We start from the raw sequence: 16,902 nt of genomic DNA, 5'->3' as shown, positions 1-16,902 counted from the left end.
CCATAACAATGAAAAAGACACTCAGAAACATAGCATTTATTATTGCTTTATCAGGCAGTATATGCTTCGCTCAATCAACAACATCGAATGTTGTGGAAGATTTCAAACCTTCCACTTTCAACCAGCCCGGGCAGGAATACCCCATGGTCAATTCGCAAGGTTATGCACGATTCAAAATCGTGGCTCCTGCTGCTGACAGCGTAAGAGTGAGCTTAGGGCTTGGCGGAAAAGGAGGCACAAAACTCAAAAAATCCGATGATGGCACATGGATTGGCACCACCGAGGGTCCAATGGATGAAGGTTTTCACTATTACAACGTCAATATTGACGGCGGGAAATTTAACGACCCCGGTACTTTAAACTTCTACGGCTCTACCCGTTGGGAAAGTGGCATTGAAATTCCCGCCCACGACCGAGATTTTTATGCGCTGAAAAATGTTCCTCATGGTCATGTTCTGCAAGTGCTTTTTCCTTCACCAAGTACCAATACTTCACGCAGAGCCTTTGTCTATACCCCGCCGGGTTATGAAAAAAACATCAAAGAAAAATATCCGGTACTTTACCTACAACACGGTTGGGGCGAAGACGAAACCGCTTGGATGAACCAAGGCCACGCCAATTTGATCATGGATAATCTGATTGCCGAAGGGAAAATCAAGCCGTTTATTATCGTAAATACCTACGGCATGACCAACGAAGTGAAATGGGGCAGAATGAAGGACTTCAAAATCGAGCCTTTCCAAACCGTTTTGATTGAAGAACTCATTCCTTACGTTGACGCCAATTTCAGAACGATTGCCAAACAATCGCACCGAGCGATGGCGGGCCTAAGTATGGGCGGAATGGAAACTAAAACCATCACCCTCAATAAACCGGACGCGTTTGCCTATTATGGTTTGTTAAGCGGTGGCGTGTATGCTCCCGAAGACATCAAAGACAAATCGAAAGTCAAACTGGTTTTTTTGAGTGCCGGCAGTAAAGAAAGACCCGAAAGAATCTTGGAGGCGACGACCAAATTGAAAGAAGCAGGATTCAACGCCGCATCTTACGTTTCTGACAAAACAGGTCACGAATTTCTGACGTGGAGACGCAGTTTGCTCGCATTGGCTCCTTTGCTTTTTAAATAATTATCAAAAGTCCTTTTAACCTCAGAATGATGAAAAATACAACAATGGTGTTCCTTCTTTTGTGCAGTTGTATGGCTTTTGCCCAAAAAATGGAAAAAGAAATGCCAAAAGGCTATGAACTGGAAAAAATGGGCATACCTAAAGGCAAAATTGATACAGTGCAGTATGATTCCAAAACGGTGGGAACGATGCGTAAAACGTTGGTTTACACGCCGCCCGGTTTCGACAAAAAGAAAAAATATCCCGTGTTTTATTTGTTGCATGGCATCGGTGGGGATGAAAAAGAATGGTTCAGAGGCGCAAGTCCCCAAAACATTTTAGACAATCTCTACGCCGAGGGAAAAATACAACCCATGATCGTAGTAATGCCCAATGGCCGGGCCATGAAAGATGACCGTGCCACCGGCAATATTATGGCTCCTGACAAAGTTCAGGCCTTTGCCACTTTTGAAAAAGATTTATTGAACGACCTCATTCCATTTATCGAAAAAAAATACCCTACCCTCACCGACAAGGACAATCGTGCCATCGCTGGTCTTTCGATGGGGGGCGGTCAGTCGCTGAATTTTGGGTTGGGAAATTTGGATAAATTCTCTTGGGTGGGCGGATTTTCTTCGGCACCCAATACCAAAGTGCCACAGGAATTGGTGCCGAATATAGAAGCTGCCAAGCAAAAATTGAAATTGCTCTTTATTTCGTGCGGCGATGCTGACGGACTCATTGGATTCAGCAAACGCACCCACGATTATCTGTACCAAAATGTTGTACCGCACATTTATTACTTGGAAGCGGGCGGGCACGATTTTAAAGTTTGGAAAAACGGTTTGTATATGTTTTCGCAGTTTTTGTTTAAAAACGTCGATAATACCTCGTTAGAACAATACACGGTTTTAGGTACTCCCGCTTCTTCCAATGTTCGCAATGCCAAATACCCGCAAATTTTACCCGACAACCGAGTGATTTTCAAGGTAAAAGCCCCTGATGCGCACAAAGTTCAAGTGGATTTGGGCAAGAAGTACGACATGGTCAAAGACACCGCAGGGTTTTGGAATGTTACCACCGAAGTCGTCAGTCGTGGGTTTCATTATTATTCGTTAATCATTGATGGCGTAGCCGTTGTCGACCCAGCGAGTGAAACTTTCTACGGCATGGGTCGCCAGGCAAGCGGCATCGAAATTCCGTACAAAGAAGGTGGTTTTTATGCGTTGAAAGACGTTCCGCACGGCGATATTCGCATCAAGAAATATTTCTCAAAAGCCACCAATACTTGGCGTGAAATGTACGTCTATACGCCACCGGGCTATGATAAATCAAGCGAAAAATATCCTGTTTTGTATCTGTTACACGGCGGTGGCGAAGACCAACGCGGCTGGGCTACCCAAGGCCGCACAGATTTGATTTTGGATAATCTGATTGCCCAGCAAAAAGCCAAGCCCATGATCATTGCCATGCTCGATGGTAATTTCTATAGCAACGGCGGCGGAGTGGCTGGCTTTGGCGAACCCCAACTCAGGGCTTTTGAAAACGAGCTCAAAAATGCCGCGATTCCATTCATAGAAAGCAATTTTCGGGTAGAAACCGATGCCAAAAACCGAGCCTTGGCGGGCCTGTCGATGGGCGGTTTGCAGACACTGTATGCAGGTATTAAAAACACCCCTATGTTTTCATCGTTGGGCGTGTTCAGTTCGGGTTGGTGGGCAAATAATACAAAACTTTCTGACCCGCAATACGAATTCATGAAAAATAACTCATCCACCATCAACGCCAATCTGAAAAACTTCTGGATTTCGATGGGAGGAAAAGAAGACATTGCCCATCAGAATTGTCAAATCATGATGAAAAAGTTTGACGAAATGGGCATCAAATACAAATACAGCGAGTATGCCGGCGGGCATTCGTGGCCCGTTTGGCGACATGACTTATTCGAGTTTTCACAGTTACTTTTTAAATAAATGTTCAAACAAAACCCCCAATTTTTCACAATGAAAACGTTAATTTTTTCTTTATTCTTATCAATTGCCAGCTTAGTGGCATTTGCACAAAATCCAATTGATGGCAACTGGAAAGGCAGCCGGGAAACCCCAAACGGCACTTTTGAAGTAAACTACACCTTTAAGGTAGAAGGCAACAAGTTAACGGGAATTTGGAAAACTCAAAGAGGAGAGTCCCCCATTGAAGAAGGGACTGTTGATGGTAAAAAAATTTCGTTTAGTGTTTCTCTTGGCGACCGTAAAATAAGCTACATAGGTGAGTTGGTTTCTGAAAAAGAAATAGTTTTAAAAAATGAACGTGGTGAGATGAAGCTTGCCAAGCAGTAGGAAAATGGTACCATTTAATTGTTCAAAAAAACAGTCAATTAAATGGTACTTTTATTTTTTTAGGTGGCTTGATGTAGGAAAATCGGAGTTTTTTGGAAAGTTGTCAATTGCCAAATATATGATGAAAAAGTTTGACTAGATGGGTATAAATATCAATATAACGAATATGCACGTAGACACGCTTGGCCTATTTGGTAGTATGATTTATTCGAATTTTCACCGTTGCATATAAAATAATAAATCGTAGTGAGTAATAATTATAATTACTTCCATGAAAAGTGAAAACTATCTCCATTTAAAGTGAAATATTTGAAATAAAATAAATTACTACCATTTAAAAAAACAATTTACAATTTAAATAAAATTAAAAAGCAAAAATAGCATTATTAGACATGAAAAAATCTAACTTTTATTTGGCTCTTCTATGGATATTTACAGCATGTTCTACATCGGAAGATGTACCAGCAAATACAAATACTTCTACGGTGAGTTTAGAAATAATCCCGACGGTTACTTATCAAAAAATAACTGGTTTTGGTGGTGCCAATCGAATGTGGGGAGCTATGTCATTAAAGCCTGCGGAAGCCCAAAAAGCCTTCGGTCTTGGAGATAATGAGTTGGGAATGAGTATGTTTAGGGTAAGAATATCTTCAAATAAAAATGAATGGCCCATCATAGTTGAGGCCGTAAAAGAAGCCAACAAAAGAGGTGTTCAAGTGCTGGCAAGTCCGTGGTCTCCTCCCTCTATTCTAAAAGATAACAATAGCGATATACGCGGTGTTTTACTTCCCGAAAATTATACGGCTTTCAAAAATTATATTAATGAGTTTTTAACTTTTATGGATAAAAGTGGCGCTAAAATAGATGTGGTGTCTATTCAAAACGAACCAGATTGGAAGCCAACCTATGAATCTTGTGACTGGACAGCCCAAGAAATGATAAATTTTTTGAAAGCACCAGGTGAGATAAAAGGCGCAAAGTTAGCCGCTCCTGAGTCGCTCAATTTTAACCAAGCCATGACCAACGCCATCTTAAACGATGAAGAGGCTTCTAAAAAAATTGATATTGTGGCAGGACATACTTATGGTGGAGGGACTGCTAAATTTCCAGTGGCAGAGCAAAAGAAAAAGGAAATTTGGATGACTGAATATCTCTTAAATTTAAACACTGGGAACCCAGGCGCTGCAAAATGGAACACCTATTCAGAAACAGCCAAATGGGATGAAACCATAAAAATGCTTGTTGGAATTCATGATGCTATGAATGTAAATTGGAATGCCTATATATGGTGGTATTTACAAAGATATTATTCATTTATAGGTGATGGCGAGGAGGGTACAACTTTTGGTGAAGTATTAAAGAGAGGCTATGCCTATTCGCATTTTTCAAAATTTGTCAGACCAGGATTTGTTAGAATTGATACAAAATCAAGCTCAAGTTTTTTTCTAAAAACAAGTGCCTATAAAAAAGACAATCAAATAGTTATGGTAATTATTAATCCTGATAATTTTATTGTTAAAAATGTTAAAATTCAGAGTTTGATTGCTTCAAATGTAACTTCATACACAACAACAGAAACAGTAAATCTTGAGAAGAAAAATTTAAGCATAACCAACAAAAGCGTTAGCCTTGATATGCCACCTAAAAGTGTTTCAACTTTAATAATCAATCTTTAAGTAATCAATATTACAGATGATTTAAATAATTATTTGATTATTATTCATAGACCTCAGAATTCGACAATATTTTAATTTCAAAAAACTATTTACTAACCAGTTCATTATGAAATACCAAAATCAACTAAAATCCCTTTCTTGGGCAGCAATTGCTTTGGGAATGAGTTATCCTGCTTACAGTCAGACCTCTCTGAAGTCAGCCTATCAAAAAGATTTCCTGATAGGGACAGCGCTGGGGACATCGCACATTGAGGAAAGAAATGAAACGGCTAATCTGCTCATTAAGCGTGAATTCAACGCCATCACGCCCGAAAACATCATGAAATCGGAGGTGATACACCCTGAAATCAATCGTTATAATTTTGACCCTGCCGATAAATTTGTCGAATACGGTCAGAAAAACAACATGTACATCGTAGGGCATACCTTGGTTTGGCATTCGCAATTACCTCGTTTTGTGAGTAAAATCAATAGCCCTGATTCGGTGCGTTTGTTTATGACCGAACACATTAAAACCGTGGCGGGTCGATACGCTGGCAAAATCAACAGCTGGGATGTAGTCAATGAAGCACTCAATGAAGACGGGACACTTCGCAAATCGGTGTTTTTGAACAAATTAGGAGAAGGATATATCAAAGAAGCTTTCGAGCTGGCGGCCAAAGCCGACCCCAAAGCTGCATTGTATTACAACGATTACAACATCGAACAACCCGCCAAGCGCAAGGGGGCGATTGACATCATAAAAAAACTACAAGCAAGCGGCACAAAAATAGACGGAGTGGGCATACAGGGACACTGGAGTATCAACACCCTAAACCTCAAAGTGATTGAAGACGCTATCGTTGAGTTTTCTCAATTAGGAATAAAAGTAGCCTTTACCGAACTCGACCTTACGGTTTTACCTAATCCTTGGGATTTGCGGGGGGCCGATGTGAATCAAAACTTTGAAGGAAGCCCTAAAATGAATCCTTACACGGCTGGATTGCCTGATTCGGTGCAGGTCACTTTGGCGCAGAAATACGAAGATCTTTTCAAACTGTTTCTTAAACACAAGGACAAAATCAGTCGAGTGACTTTTTGGGGAGTAAACGATGGACATTCGTGGCTAAACGGTTTTCCCATCAGAGGAAGAACTAATTACCCATTGCTTTTTGACCGAGAATTTAAGCCAAAATTGGCGTATAAGTCGGTATTGGAGCTAAAATCGGCAAAATAAGGCGACAATATTTTTATGACACGGAGGTACAAAGTGTATTGCACAAAGTACAGTAAAACTTCGTGCAACTCTGTGGGTTTTAACCTCTGTGCAACTCCGTGGTACAAAAAATAATGATTATTAACTTCCCCTAAATTTCCTTTTAATGAACCAAACCTCACAAAAACTATCCGTCCTTGAAAAAATCGGTTATAGCCTCGGCGACTTGGCAGCCAATTTGGTTTTTCAGACGTTAGTTACCTATTTGGCGTATTTCTATACCGACATCTATGGTTTAAAAACCGAAGATGCCACATTGGTCACCCTCTTTGTTGGCTTATTTGCAGCCTTTGTATTCAACCCCTTGATGGGGGCAATCGCCGACAGAACAACTACCCGCTGGGGAAAATTTAGACCGTGGATACTTTGGACGGCTGTGCCGCTAGGCGTTACCGCTTTATTGGCTTTCAGTACCCCCGATTTCTCTTACCAAGGCAAGGTAATTTACGCCGTCATTACGTATAGTTTGTTGTTGTTGCTGTACGCCGCCAACAATTTACCCTATTCGGCACTGAGTGGCGTCATTACAGGCGACATGGCCGAGCGAAACAGCATGTCGGCGTATCGTTTCGTAGCGGTGATGTTCTCCCAGTTTTTTGTGCAAGTATTTATGTACAATCTTATTCTGAAAGCGGGTGATGGCAATAAAGCCGTAGGGATAGAAAAGGTAATGACCATTTTGGCCATTATTGGTACGCTCATGCTTCTGGTTACATTTTTTACGACCAAAGAACGTATTGTGCCTAAACCCGAGCAAAAATCTTCATTGAAAGAAGACCTTGGCGATTTGTTTAAGAATATTCCATGGATTATCATGTTGACCGTCACCACTTTGGTGTTTGTCACCTTGGCGATGAAAGGGGGTTCTTATGTCTATTATTTTGAAAACTATGTAGACAAAGTACAGCTTGCCGCTTTTCTGGAACCCATGAAATCTTTCTTGCCTGCCTTCGAAAATGACATTTCGATGGGGCTGGGTGTGTTTAATGGCGGGGGAATATTGATTGGTCTGATTGGAATCATGCTTTCCAAAACTTTGGCAGATAAGTACGGAAAAAGAAACGTTTTCGGGGCCTCGCTGTTTGTTTCTACCATTTTCATTGTTTTGTTTTATTTTTACCCGCCCCAATCCGTGGGCTTAATGTTTGGCTCTCAGATTCTTCATATGTTTTTTTATGGCATCAGCACGCCCATTCTTTGGACCATGATTGCCGACGTAGCCGATTACTCCGAATGGAAAAACAATCGCCGGGCCACAGCCATTATTTTTTCAGCCATGATGGTAGGTTTAAAGGGCGGTTTGAGCATCGGAAGTTCGTTACTGACTATGATTTTAGGGATATTTAATTACCAACCAAAAACCGAAATAGCACAGTCTGCCGAAACCATCAACGGCATCAAAATGCTGGTAAGTGTATTCCCCTCTATCCCTTTTTTGATTGCTGTGGGCCTCTTGGCATTCTATGAGATAAACAAGAAAATGGAATTGAAGATAGAAGCGGAATTGAAGGAAAGAAGAAAATAGACTACTATAAAAATTACTTAAACCCATGCCAGAAGATAGCATACAACATATTGATTTTGAAGACTTAAACCGTCGAGCGATTTCTCGGCCGCTTGTGAGTCACATTTATACCGCCGACCCATCGGCGCACGTATTTAATGGTAAAATCTACATTTATCCTTCGCACGATGTTGACGCCGGCGAAGCCTTCGACGATTTGGGTAGTCATTTTGCGATGGAAGATTACCACGTGATTTCGATGGATTCCATCACGAGCGAAGCGGTTGATAATGGCGTAGCTTTGCACGTAAACGATGTGCCGTGGGCCGAACGCCAAATGTGGGCACCCGATGCCCACGAAAAGAACGGAAAATACTATTTGTTTTTCCCTGCTAAAGATTACGAGGGAATTTTTAGAATAGGTGTGGCTACCAGTGATTTTCCCGTTGGTCCTTTTATACCTCAATCTGAGCCTATTAAGGATAGTTTTTCGATAGACCCTGCGGTTTTTAAAGATGCTGATGGCTCGTATTATATGTACTTCGGTGGACTATGGGGCGGGCAGTTGCAGCGCTGGCGAGAAGGCAAGTTCAATGCTGCAGAACCCGAAAGCCCCGTGGCTCATCTACCTGCTGATAACGAACCCGCTTTGTGCGCTAAAGTAGCCAAACTGACCGACGATTTGCTTCAATTTGCCGAAGAACCAAGAGACTTAATCATTTTGGATGAAAACGGCGAACCGCTTTTGGCTGGCGACAACGACAGACGTTTTTTTGAGGCATCATGGATGCACTACTATCAAGGAAAATACTATTTTTCGTATTCTACGGGCGATACACATTTTGTTTGTTATGCCACGGCTGATAACCCTTACGGGCCGTTTACGTACCAAGGTCGAATTCTGAATCCTGTAGTAGGTTGGACATCCCACCATTCTATTTGTGAAGTAGAGGGGAAATGGTATCTTTTTTACCACGATTCGAGCCTTTCCAAGGGCGTTACGCACCTCCGAAGTATCAAAGTAGCCGAACTTAAACATGATGCCGAAGGTAAAATTCAGACCATAGAGCCGTATGGGTAATGGTTGAATCATTCTAAAACAATGCGTTAAAAAAATTAGAACAATACAAACGATACACGTATGAAGAAAGGTATTCAATGGCTCATTTTTAGCTTTTTTACGCTGATAGCCACTTTTTCAGAAGCGCAACTTACCCTCAAAGAAGCCTATAAAGATGCCTTCAAAATGGGGGTGGCGGTCAATGATGCCATCGTTTCGGGACGAGATAAGGCCTCTCAGAAAATCGTAGTAAAGCAATTTAATACCATTACCCTCGAAAACTCTATGAAAGCGGGGCTTATTAATCCACAACCTGGGGTTTTTAAATATGAGCCAGCCGATGCGTACGTTGAGTTTGGAAAGAAAAACAACATGTTCGTCATCGGGCATACGCTGGTTTGGCATAACCAAACCCCTGCGTGGTTTTTTCAGGACGACAGCGGTAAGCCCAAATCCAAAGAAGCCGTTGCCGAGCGGTTGCAAGAGCATATTAAAACCGTAGCGGGTCGGTATGCTGGCAAAGTGCAAGCTTGGGACGTGGTAAATGAAGTCATTGACGACGACGGGAGTTATCGCCCCACTACGTGGGTGAAAGGCATTGGAGATGGCGACGAACTGGTAAAATTGTCGTTCAAATACGCCGCGCAATACGCCCCCAACACCGAATTATACTACAACGATTTTAATGCTTGGCGGCCGTCGAAGCGGGATGGGATTGTCAAAATGGTAAAAATGTTACAAAAAGAAGGCATCAGAATTGACGGGATTGGCATACAAGGGCATTGGGGGTTGAACTATCCCAAAACCGAGTACATCGAAGCCGCGATTGATGCTTATGCGGCATTGGGCTTGAAGGTGATGATTACAGAGTTGGACGTGGACGTGCTGCCGCTCACCAAAGAAGGACAGATAATTGGACAGGGCATGAGTGAAAAACAGTTTCAAAACGAAGAATTTAAAACGTTTTTAGATCCTTATTCCAACGGCTTACCCGACTCGGTGCAGAAGGCTTTAGCAGATAGATATGCCCAACTTTTTGAGATTTTTTACCGTAAAAGAGACAAAATTGACCGCGTAACCATGTGGGGTATCCACGATGGAATGTCGTGGAAAAACGACTATCCGATTCCGAATCGCACCAATTATCCTATGCTCTGGGATAGAAATAAACAACCCAAACCAGCTTTCGATGCCATTCTGAAAGTTCCCCAAAAGTCAAAGTGAGTTAGCCAATGCTCATTTCTTTCAACTTTTATTATAAACAATGAAGCCTTTCTTGATTTTTGCCTTTTTTCTGGGCCTTGCCGTAGCGGTCCAAGCCCAAATCCGTTTGCCCAAGCTGATTTCAGACAACATGGTTTTGCAACGAGATCAACCCATCAAAGTTTGGGGCTGGGCCGCGCCAAAAGAGAAAATTGTGTTGAATTTCAACAAAAAATCATTCAAAACTACGACCGCCGACAACGGAAAATGGGAAATTCAGCTTCCGCCACAATCGGCTGGAACGGGCTACGAAATGATTTTGAAAGGCCAAAATGAAATCAGCATCAAAAATATAGCCTTTGGTGATGTGTTTTTGTGTATTGGACAATCAAACATGGTGCATCAAATGGACATTCACAACATCACCTATGCCAAAGACATCGAAACGGCCAATTATCCAGAAATCAGGCATTTATTTATCCCAACTCGAACAAATTTGGTAGGTAAACAAAATGATTTAGGCGATGTTGTGGCTTGGAAATCCGCCAATCCAAAAGATGTAGGGCGGTTTTCGGCAGTTGCCTATTTCTTTGCTCGACATATTCAGGAAAAATATAAAGTTCCAATTGGGCTTATAAACGCCAGCGTGGGTGGCACACCCATTGAGGCATGGATTTCGGAATCAGGTTTTCAGAATTTTCCTGAATTAGTTAATACAATTGCCAAGAATAAAGATACGGCTTCGGTCAATCGGGCCAATCGCCCCATTTTCGCAAATGCGGGACCAAGAAATGTGCCGATTGATTTGGGAATGATCGAAAAATGGTTTTCGCCCGATTCAAAGTCGCAACATTGGCGACCAATCAACATTCCAGGCTATTGGGAAGACCAAGGATTGAAAGATTTGAATGGTACGGTTTGGTACAAAAAAGAAATCGATATTCCCAAAAACATGACCGAAACGACTGTCAAAGTACATTTAGGCAGGATTGTGGATGCCGACGAATTGTACATCAATGGAAACAAAGTGGCACAAACTACCTATCAATATCCACAGCGGCGTTACAATTTACAGAAGGGAGTGTTGAAAGAAGGTAAAAATTTGTTTGTCATAAAAGTGAGCAATACCGCTGGTAAAGGCGGTTTTGTGCCCGATAAACCTTATATGATTGAGGCAAATGGGCAAACACTCGACCTAAAAGGTACTTGGGAATACAAAGTGGGGGAAGTCTATCGTCCTCGAAATTTTGGTTTCGGTGGTGGTATCGTAGCACAAAACCAACCAACGGCTCTGTATAATGCGATGGTTGCTCCTGCCGAAAACCTTAATCTTAAAGGAGTATTGTGGTATCAGGGCGAGTCAAATGCAGGTAGACCCGCCGAATACGAAGCTTTACAGGTGGCTCAAATCAATAATTTAAGACAGAATTTTAGGAATCCGAACTTGCCATTTTTGTTTGTGCAGTTACCTAATTTCATGGATTACAACTACTTACCCTCTGAAAGCGATTGGGCAAAATTGCGTGAAGCCCAACTACACGCGGCTCTAAAATCATCCAATACGGCTTTGGTCGTAGCGATTGATTTAGGGGAATGGAATGATATTCATCCCGATAACAAAAAAAGTGTAGGCGATAGATTGGCAATAGCAGCTTCAAATCTGATTTATGGCGAAAAAATAGAACCATCTGGGCCTGTTTTTAAGCAACAAATCATTGAAAACGATAGAATTATCCTCGAATTTGACCACGTCGGTAAAGGGCTTTCGACCAATGATGGAGAGAAGTTAAGTGATTTTTCGGTGGCAAGTTTCGATAAAAAATTTGTTTGGGCAGATGCCAAAATTGAGAATAATAAAATCATTGTTTCGTCAAGCGAAATAAAAAATCCGAAATACGTGCGATATGCCTGGGCAGACAACCCCATTAATCCCAATCTTTTCAACGCCGATGGTTTGCCAGCTTCTCCTTTTAGAACAGATGGCGAAGATTTGGACCAGACCAAGCCTTGGAAAGGTAAAAAATGTGCAGTAGTACTGACCTATGATGATGCCCTCAATGTGCATCTCGACCACGCTGTTACATTGCTCGACTCCCTTAATTTAAAAGGAACGTTTTATATAACAGGTTCATTTCCAGGATTCAAAAATCGACTCAATGACTGGAAACGAGCCGCCGAGCGGGGTCACGAACTGGGCAATCATACGCTGTTTCATCCTTGTGATGCTTCCCGGCCGGGACGGGGTTGGGTGAATCCTGAAAATGACCTCAGCAAGTACTCTCTCAAACGCATCACCGACGAAATCCGCCAGACCAATACCTTGCTCGAATCGGTGGACGGAAAAAAACAACGGACATTTGCGTTTACCTGCGGCGATACCAAAGTGGGCGGAGTGGAGTTTATAGAAGAACTTAAAAAAGACCTTGCTGGCGCCAGAGCCGTACGTGCTCGTATGCAAAAAATGGAGGAAATAAATCCTTATGATTTCGACTCTTACATGATTAATGGCGAAACGGGCGAACAACTCATAAAACTTGTTAAACAAGCCCAAAATGAGGGGAAATTACTGGTTTTTCTGTTTCATGGCGTAGGTGGAGAACACTCGTTGAATGTTTCGTTGCCTGCTCACCGTGAGCTACTTATGTATCTTAAAGAAAACGAAAATGAGATTTATGTTGACACGATGCTCAACCTAGCAGAACATACTAAGGCCCTGAAAAAATAAGTTTATAACGGGTGAGCAAAGCTTCTACTTTTGACTCAAAGTATTGGAATCGGTCATCACCCATGCCTGCTAGTTTTTTCCATAAAAGCGGGCCTTTTCAACTAACTGTGTCAAATTTTTGTAACTGTTTGATTGGCAATAGTGAATTTTTTAAAAGCATAGTTGAGTGAAAACATCCTTTAAATGACACAGTTGTATGAATACTCTCGTATTATCCATGAGCACATTTATCATGGCTCTTTGGGAAGTGCTTCGGAATTTTTAATGTGTCTAGCCTTCTGTGGAATGCTACACTATAAATTATCCAGCGACTTTCGCTGTTTATCCCTCAACTGTTTAAATTGACTTGGCGTCATGCCAGTCACGGACTTAAACTGGGTTGATAAATAGGCCAAACTGCTGTAATTGAGCAGGTCCGCAATTTGGGAAAGCGATAGCTCATCATACACCAGCAACTCCTTGACTCGTTCGGTTTTTTGGTTAATGATAAACTGTTCAATCGTTATACCCTCAACTTCTGAGAAAAGCGTGCTAAGGTAGCGGTAATCTCGGTTGACTTTTTCGGCGAGGTATTCGGAGTGTTTTTGTCGACGTAGCCCGTCGTTTTGCTGATGTACTAATTCGACAATGGCCGTTTTGACCAGTTCGATAAGTTGCTGTTTTTTATTGCTCAGCAACTCAAAATCGTGCGTAAGCAAACGTTCAGCGATGCTTTCGAGTTGTGCCTCCGTGGCTGGTTTTTTGAGGGTAACTTCCCCCAATTCAACCGTGAGGACTTCGTGCCCGAGGGCTTCAAGTTCTTGGCGGACCACTGTTTTACAGCGACTGCACACCATGTTTTTAATGTACAGTTTCATCCCAACTAGGTGATAAGAATAGTGAAGACCAAGCGTCTCTCATCGTGCACCAATATGCATACATCGCAAATCCTGTACTTGACAGCAGTACCTGAAATGCCATGTACAAACATAAAATACGCTTGAAGAGAGTCATTTGCGGTTTTGTATTATATGCTGCAAATATACAACACTGTAAACTCTGTCTTCATTACACGTTTGCCTGAATCATTTGCAGAATTTTCAGATTATGGCTGTAACTGATAAAATTAGGCCTATTTTATAAGAATCGCGGTTAAGTTTTTGGCAGTTGATAACGGCATTACCCAGCTCAGCGGACGGGAGTAGCAGTTGAACCCTATAAAGCATGTACTGTAAGTACATCCATCGGCGAGTTAGCTGCTATTTTACCGGCACCACTACAAAAACTAAACTACTTGACCTTGACAATGACTTTTCCTTTGGCACGACCATTTGCTACATAAGTCATTGCTTCGTTTGTTTGTTGAAACGGAAAAACCTTGTCGACAATTGGGCGAATAACACCAGATTCAATCAACAAACTAATTTCAGATAATTGTTTTCCGTTAGCTTGCATAAACAAAAAGGAATAATCTACATTAAGTTTTTTCGCTTGCTTTTTCACCTTTCTGCTCAAAAAGAAAAACGCTGTTTTCAAAAACCAAGACAATCCAAGTTCTTTTGCGAAAGTAGCATCGGGCGGACCTGATATAGAAATGACTTTTCCGCCTGACTTCAATATTTTCATGGACTTTTCAAGCGTTTTTCCGTCCTGACTATTCAATACCAAATCGTAATCTTTGAGTATCGTTTCAAAATCCTGTGTTTTGTAATCAATCACAATATCAGCACCAAGACTTTTCACTAAATCAAAATTATCCGCACTTGTTGTTGTGGCGACAGTTGCGCCCCAATGTTTTGCCAACTGAATAGCAATCGTTCCGACACCGCCGGAACCTGCTTGTATAAATACTTTTTGACCTTTTTTGAGTTTTGCCTTTTCTACGAATGCCTGCCAAACCGTTAAAGCGACCAACGGAATGGAAGCCGCTTGTTCCATTGAAATGTTTTTTGGTTTCAATGCGACATCATTTTCATTGATAGCAATGTATTCTGCAAATGTGCCAATTTTAAAATCAACAGGTCGGGCAAACACTTCATCACCAACTTTGAACTGTCTAACTTTTGAGCCGACTTTAGTTATTATACCAGCCACATCGTGACCTAAAATCAAAGGAAATTTATACGGAAGCAAAAGCTTAAACTCTCCCGTTTTTATTTTAGCATCCAGCTGATTGACACTTGCCGAATGAATTTCTACCAAAACCTCATTTTCATTTATAATCGGCTCGGGAAAATCAACCAATTGTAGTGTATCTTCTGTACTATACCGTTTTATTGTAAATGCTTTCATTTTTTATTTTTGATATTGTGCAAGCTGTGTTCCGTTTTTTACAAAGGTTAATGTTTCTGCTATTTCATATGCATGAATTGTTGAACAGAAAACCGACAGTCTGTTTGAAAGTTTTTTTAATTCTTCACTACTGAAAAAACTTTTCATTGCAGCATCATTGCTAAATCCCAATATTAACGATGCCTGAAACTGTACTTCTGGTGCGTTGTCGTGGGCTACATTTGGCGTATTCCATTGTTCTTGTTTCCATGGATTATATGCTTTGTTTCTCAATTCTTTAAGCATACCTGTATTGGCAAGTGCAGGCGTAAGTTCGTCATTGATAAAATTTTTAAAATCTTTATCACTTATGCCGTCCTTTTTTTTAAAAAATACCATACTTCTAGCTTCAATTTTTTCACTTGGTTGGGCTACACTGTACCATTTAGAATTTTTTGGAAAAGCTGCATAAAGAATAGTTCGCTTAAACAAATTTACTTCATCGGCATAGGCAAGTTTATTTTGTTTTTTACCTCTAAATACTGAAAATAGATTTTTTAAAGTAACATCTGCTACACCATCAATTTTACGGTTTGTAGGTATCGTGGTTTCTACACCACTTATTGGTTGCCAAAGTCCAGAGTTATTTTCCACAAAATGTATTTGACGGTATTCCCAAAGCCCTTTATTGGCAGAAATTATTTTTGAATGTGGACCTTTCCACCTGTCCATTCCTGCTTGACGAGCTTTATCAGTACGCATCCATAACAATATAGAGGATGACAAATGCTTTTCTGCTCTGATATTTGTAGCCACAGTTTTAGCCTTTGCCTCTGTATTTTGAGCAAAGGTGTCTGTTCCCACAACTATACTCAATAAAAGTACTGCTATTATTTTTTTCATTTTGAATTTACTATTTAAGCTGTTTAAAAATTACGATGCAAAAAAGATTAAAGCCCTCTTTACAAAATCATCGTGATGTTGAAATATCGCTCCGTGTGCTGCATTTTCGTAAATATGTAATTGAGCATTAGGCAATCTATTTGCTAAATCGTAAGAATTTGGGGTAGGTACCATACGGTCATTATCGCCATTAATAACCAATACAGGAAGTGTAAATTTTGATAAATCGGCTGGTTCCTCGTGCCCCCAAGTTGCAATGGCTTTCAGCTGTATTTGTAATGTTTTTAGTCTCGCAGGAATATCACGGTTTTCAGTTCGTTCTTTTATGCGTTTTAAGAACTCACGAGCTGCTGATTTTCCACTTGATGATGAATTAAAAAACAAGAAAAATTTAGGGTCAACAAAATTTAAGTACCCCTTGAAAATATCCCAGTAGGTTAATTTTACTACATCGCTTATTCCTTTTCCACCTCTTGGTCCTGTTCCTGCAAGAATAATTTTGCGAACAAGATTGGGAGCGATTTCCATTAATTCCTGAGCAATAAAACCACCCATAGAAAATGCCATAATATCAATTTTTTCGTAGCCTAAAGCTTGAATAAAAGCAAGACTATCTTTTGCCATTTCTTGAATTGATTTTGCATCTTCGCCCGAAGTCTCACCTACACCACGATAATCAAAAGAAATAATTTCGTATTGTGCAGCCATACTATCCATTATTCTCGGGTCGCAATTATCCAAATTCGAGGTTAAGTGATTAAAATATATAACTGGGATATTTTTTTTTGCGCCAAGTCTTCGATAGGCAAATTTTATACCATTTGCAGCAGTAATAAACTGTGTTGGTACTGTTGCGTAAGTTAAGTTTTGTGTTGCCATTT

Annotated in this window: 13 protein-coding genes; 9 read left to right on the top strand and 4 right to left on the bottom strand. The window is 40.9% G+C overall.

The annotated features are described in order from the left end of the window. Window positions 1-8: 8 nt before the first annotated feature. From DVG78_RS27860 to DVG78_RS27820, 9 genes are all read left to right on the top strand, one after another. Window positions 9-1,127 carry an alpha/beta hydrolase-fold protein gene (locus tag DVG78_RS27860; protein WP_114464295.1) on the top strand — a complete coding sequence of 373 codons (1,119 nt, stop codon included), beginning with the start codon at window positions 9-11 and terminating at the stop codon, window positions 1,125-1,127. Between the two features lie 26 nt (window positions 1,128-1,153). Beyond that, window positions 1,154-3,079, top strand: a complete 1,926-nt coding sequence (locus DVG78_RS27855) for an alpha/beta hydrolase-fold protein (protein WP_114464294.1) — start codon at window positions 1,154-1,156, stop codon at window positions 3,077-3,079. Window positions 3,080-3,109: 30 nt separating this feature from the next. Then, on the top strand, window positions 3,110-3,445 hold the full coding sequence (locus tag DVG78_RS27850; protein WP_114464307.1) for a hypothetical protein: 336 nt from the start codon (window positions 3,110-3,112) through the stop codon (window positions 3,443-3,445). A 392-nt stretch (window positions 3,446-3,837) separates the two neighbouring features. Continuing rightward, complete coding sequence (locus DVG78_RS27845) at window positions 3,838-5,121, top strand: glycoside hydrolase (protein WP_114464293.1); 1,284 nt, start codon at window positions 3,838-3,840, stop codon at window positions 5,119-5,121. 106 nt (window positions 5,122-5,227) lie between these two features. Next, window positions 5,228-6,337: an endo-1,4-beta-xylanase gene (locus tag DVG78_RS27840; protein WP_114464292.1), complete on the top strand. Its 1,110-nt coding sequence runs from the start codon at window positions 5,228-5,230 to the stop codon at window positions 6,335-6,337. 145 nt (window positions 6,338-6,482) lie between these two features. Beyond that, window positions 6,483-7,901, top strand: coding sequence for an MFS transporter (locus DVG78_RS27835; protein WP_114464291.1), 1,419 nt, complete (start codon window positions 6,483-6,485; stop codon window positions 7,899-7,901). A gap of 25 nt (window positions 7,902-7,926) precedes the next feature. Then, a complete protein-coding gene (locus tag DVG78_RS27830; RefSeq protein ID WP_114464290.1) occupies window positions 7,927-8,961 on the top strand; it encodes a glycoside hydrolase family 43 protein in 1,035 nt (344 codons plus the stop codon). Window positions 8,962-9,021: 60 nt separating this feature from the next. Beyond that, the gene (locus tag DVG78_RS27825) at window positions 9,022-10,164 is read left to right on the top strand and encodes an endo-1,4-beta-xylanase (RefSeq protein ID WP_114464289.1); all 1,143 of its coding nucleotides are present in this window, start codon (window positions 9,022-9,024) and stop codon (window positions 10,162-10,164) included. A gap of 40 nt (window positions 10,165-10,204) precedes the next feature. Next, on the top strand, window positions 10,205-12,868 hold the full coding sequence (locus DVG78_RS27820) for a sialate O-acetylesterase (RefSeq protein WP_114464288.1): 2,664 nt from the start codon (window positions 10,205-10,207) through the stop codon (window positions 12,866-12,868). 293 nt (window positions 12,869-13,161) lie between these two features. On the opposite strand, the gene DVG78_RS27815 is transcribed toward DVG78_RS27820, so the two are convergent. From DVG78_RS27815 to DVG78_RS27800, 4 genes are all read right to left on the bottom strand, one after another. Continuing rightward, the gene (locus DVG78_RS27815; protein WP_114464287.1) at window positions 13,162-13,725 is read right to left on the bottom strand and encodes a helix-turn-helix domain-containing protein; all 564 of its coding nucleotides are present in this window, start codon (window positions 13,723-13,725) and stop codon (window positions 13,162-13,164) included. A 412-nt stretch (window positions 13,726-14,137) separates the two neighbouring features. Further along, on the bottom strand, window positions 14,138-15,139 hold the full coding sequence (locus DVG78_RS27810) for an NADP-dependent oxidoreductase (protein WP_114464286.1): 1,002 nt from the start codon (window positions 15,137-15,139) through the stop codon (window positions 14,138-14,140). 3 nt (window positions 15,140-15,142) lie between these two features. Then, window positions 15,143-16,021, bottom strand: a complete 879-nt coding sequence (locus DVG78_RS27805; protein WP_114464285.1) for a strictosidine synthase — start codon at window positions 16,019-16,021, stop codon at window positions 15,143-15,145. A 30-nt stretch (window positions 16,022-16,051) separates the two neighbouring features. Beyond that, complete coding sequence (locus tag DVG78_RS27800; RefSeq protein ID WP_114464284.1) at window positions 16,052-16,900, bottom strand: alpha/beta fold hydrolase; 849 nt, start codon at window positions 16,898-16,900, stop codon at window positions 16,052-16,054. Window positions 16,901-16,902: the final 2 nt, after the last annotated feature.

Source organism: Runella aurantiaca (assembly GCF_003339505.1).
GTDB classification, from domain to species: Bacteria; Bacteroidota; Bacteroidia; order Cytophagales; family Spirosomataceae; genus Runella; species Runella aurantiaca.
Note: the sequence above shows the minus strand (reverse complement) of the source record. Positions and strands in the feature narration are given on the sequence as shown.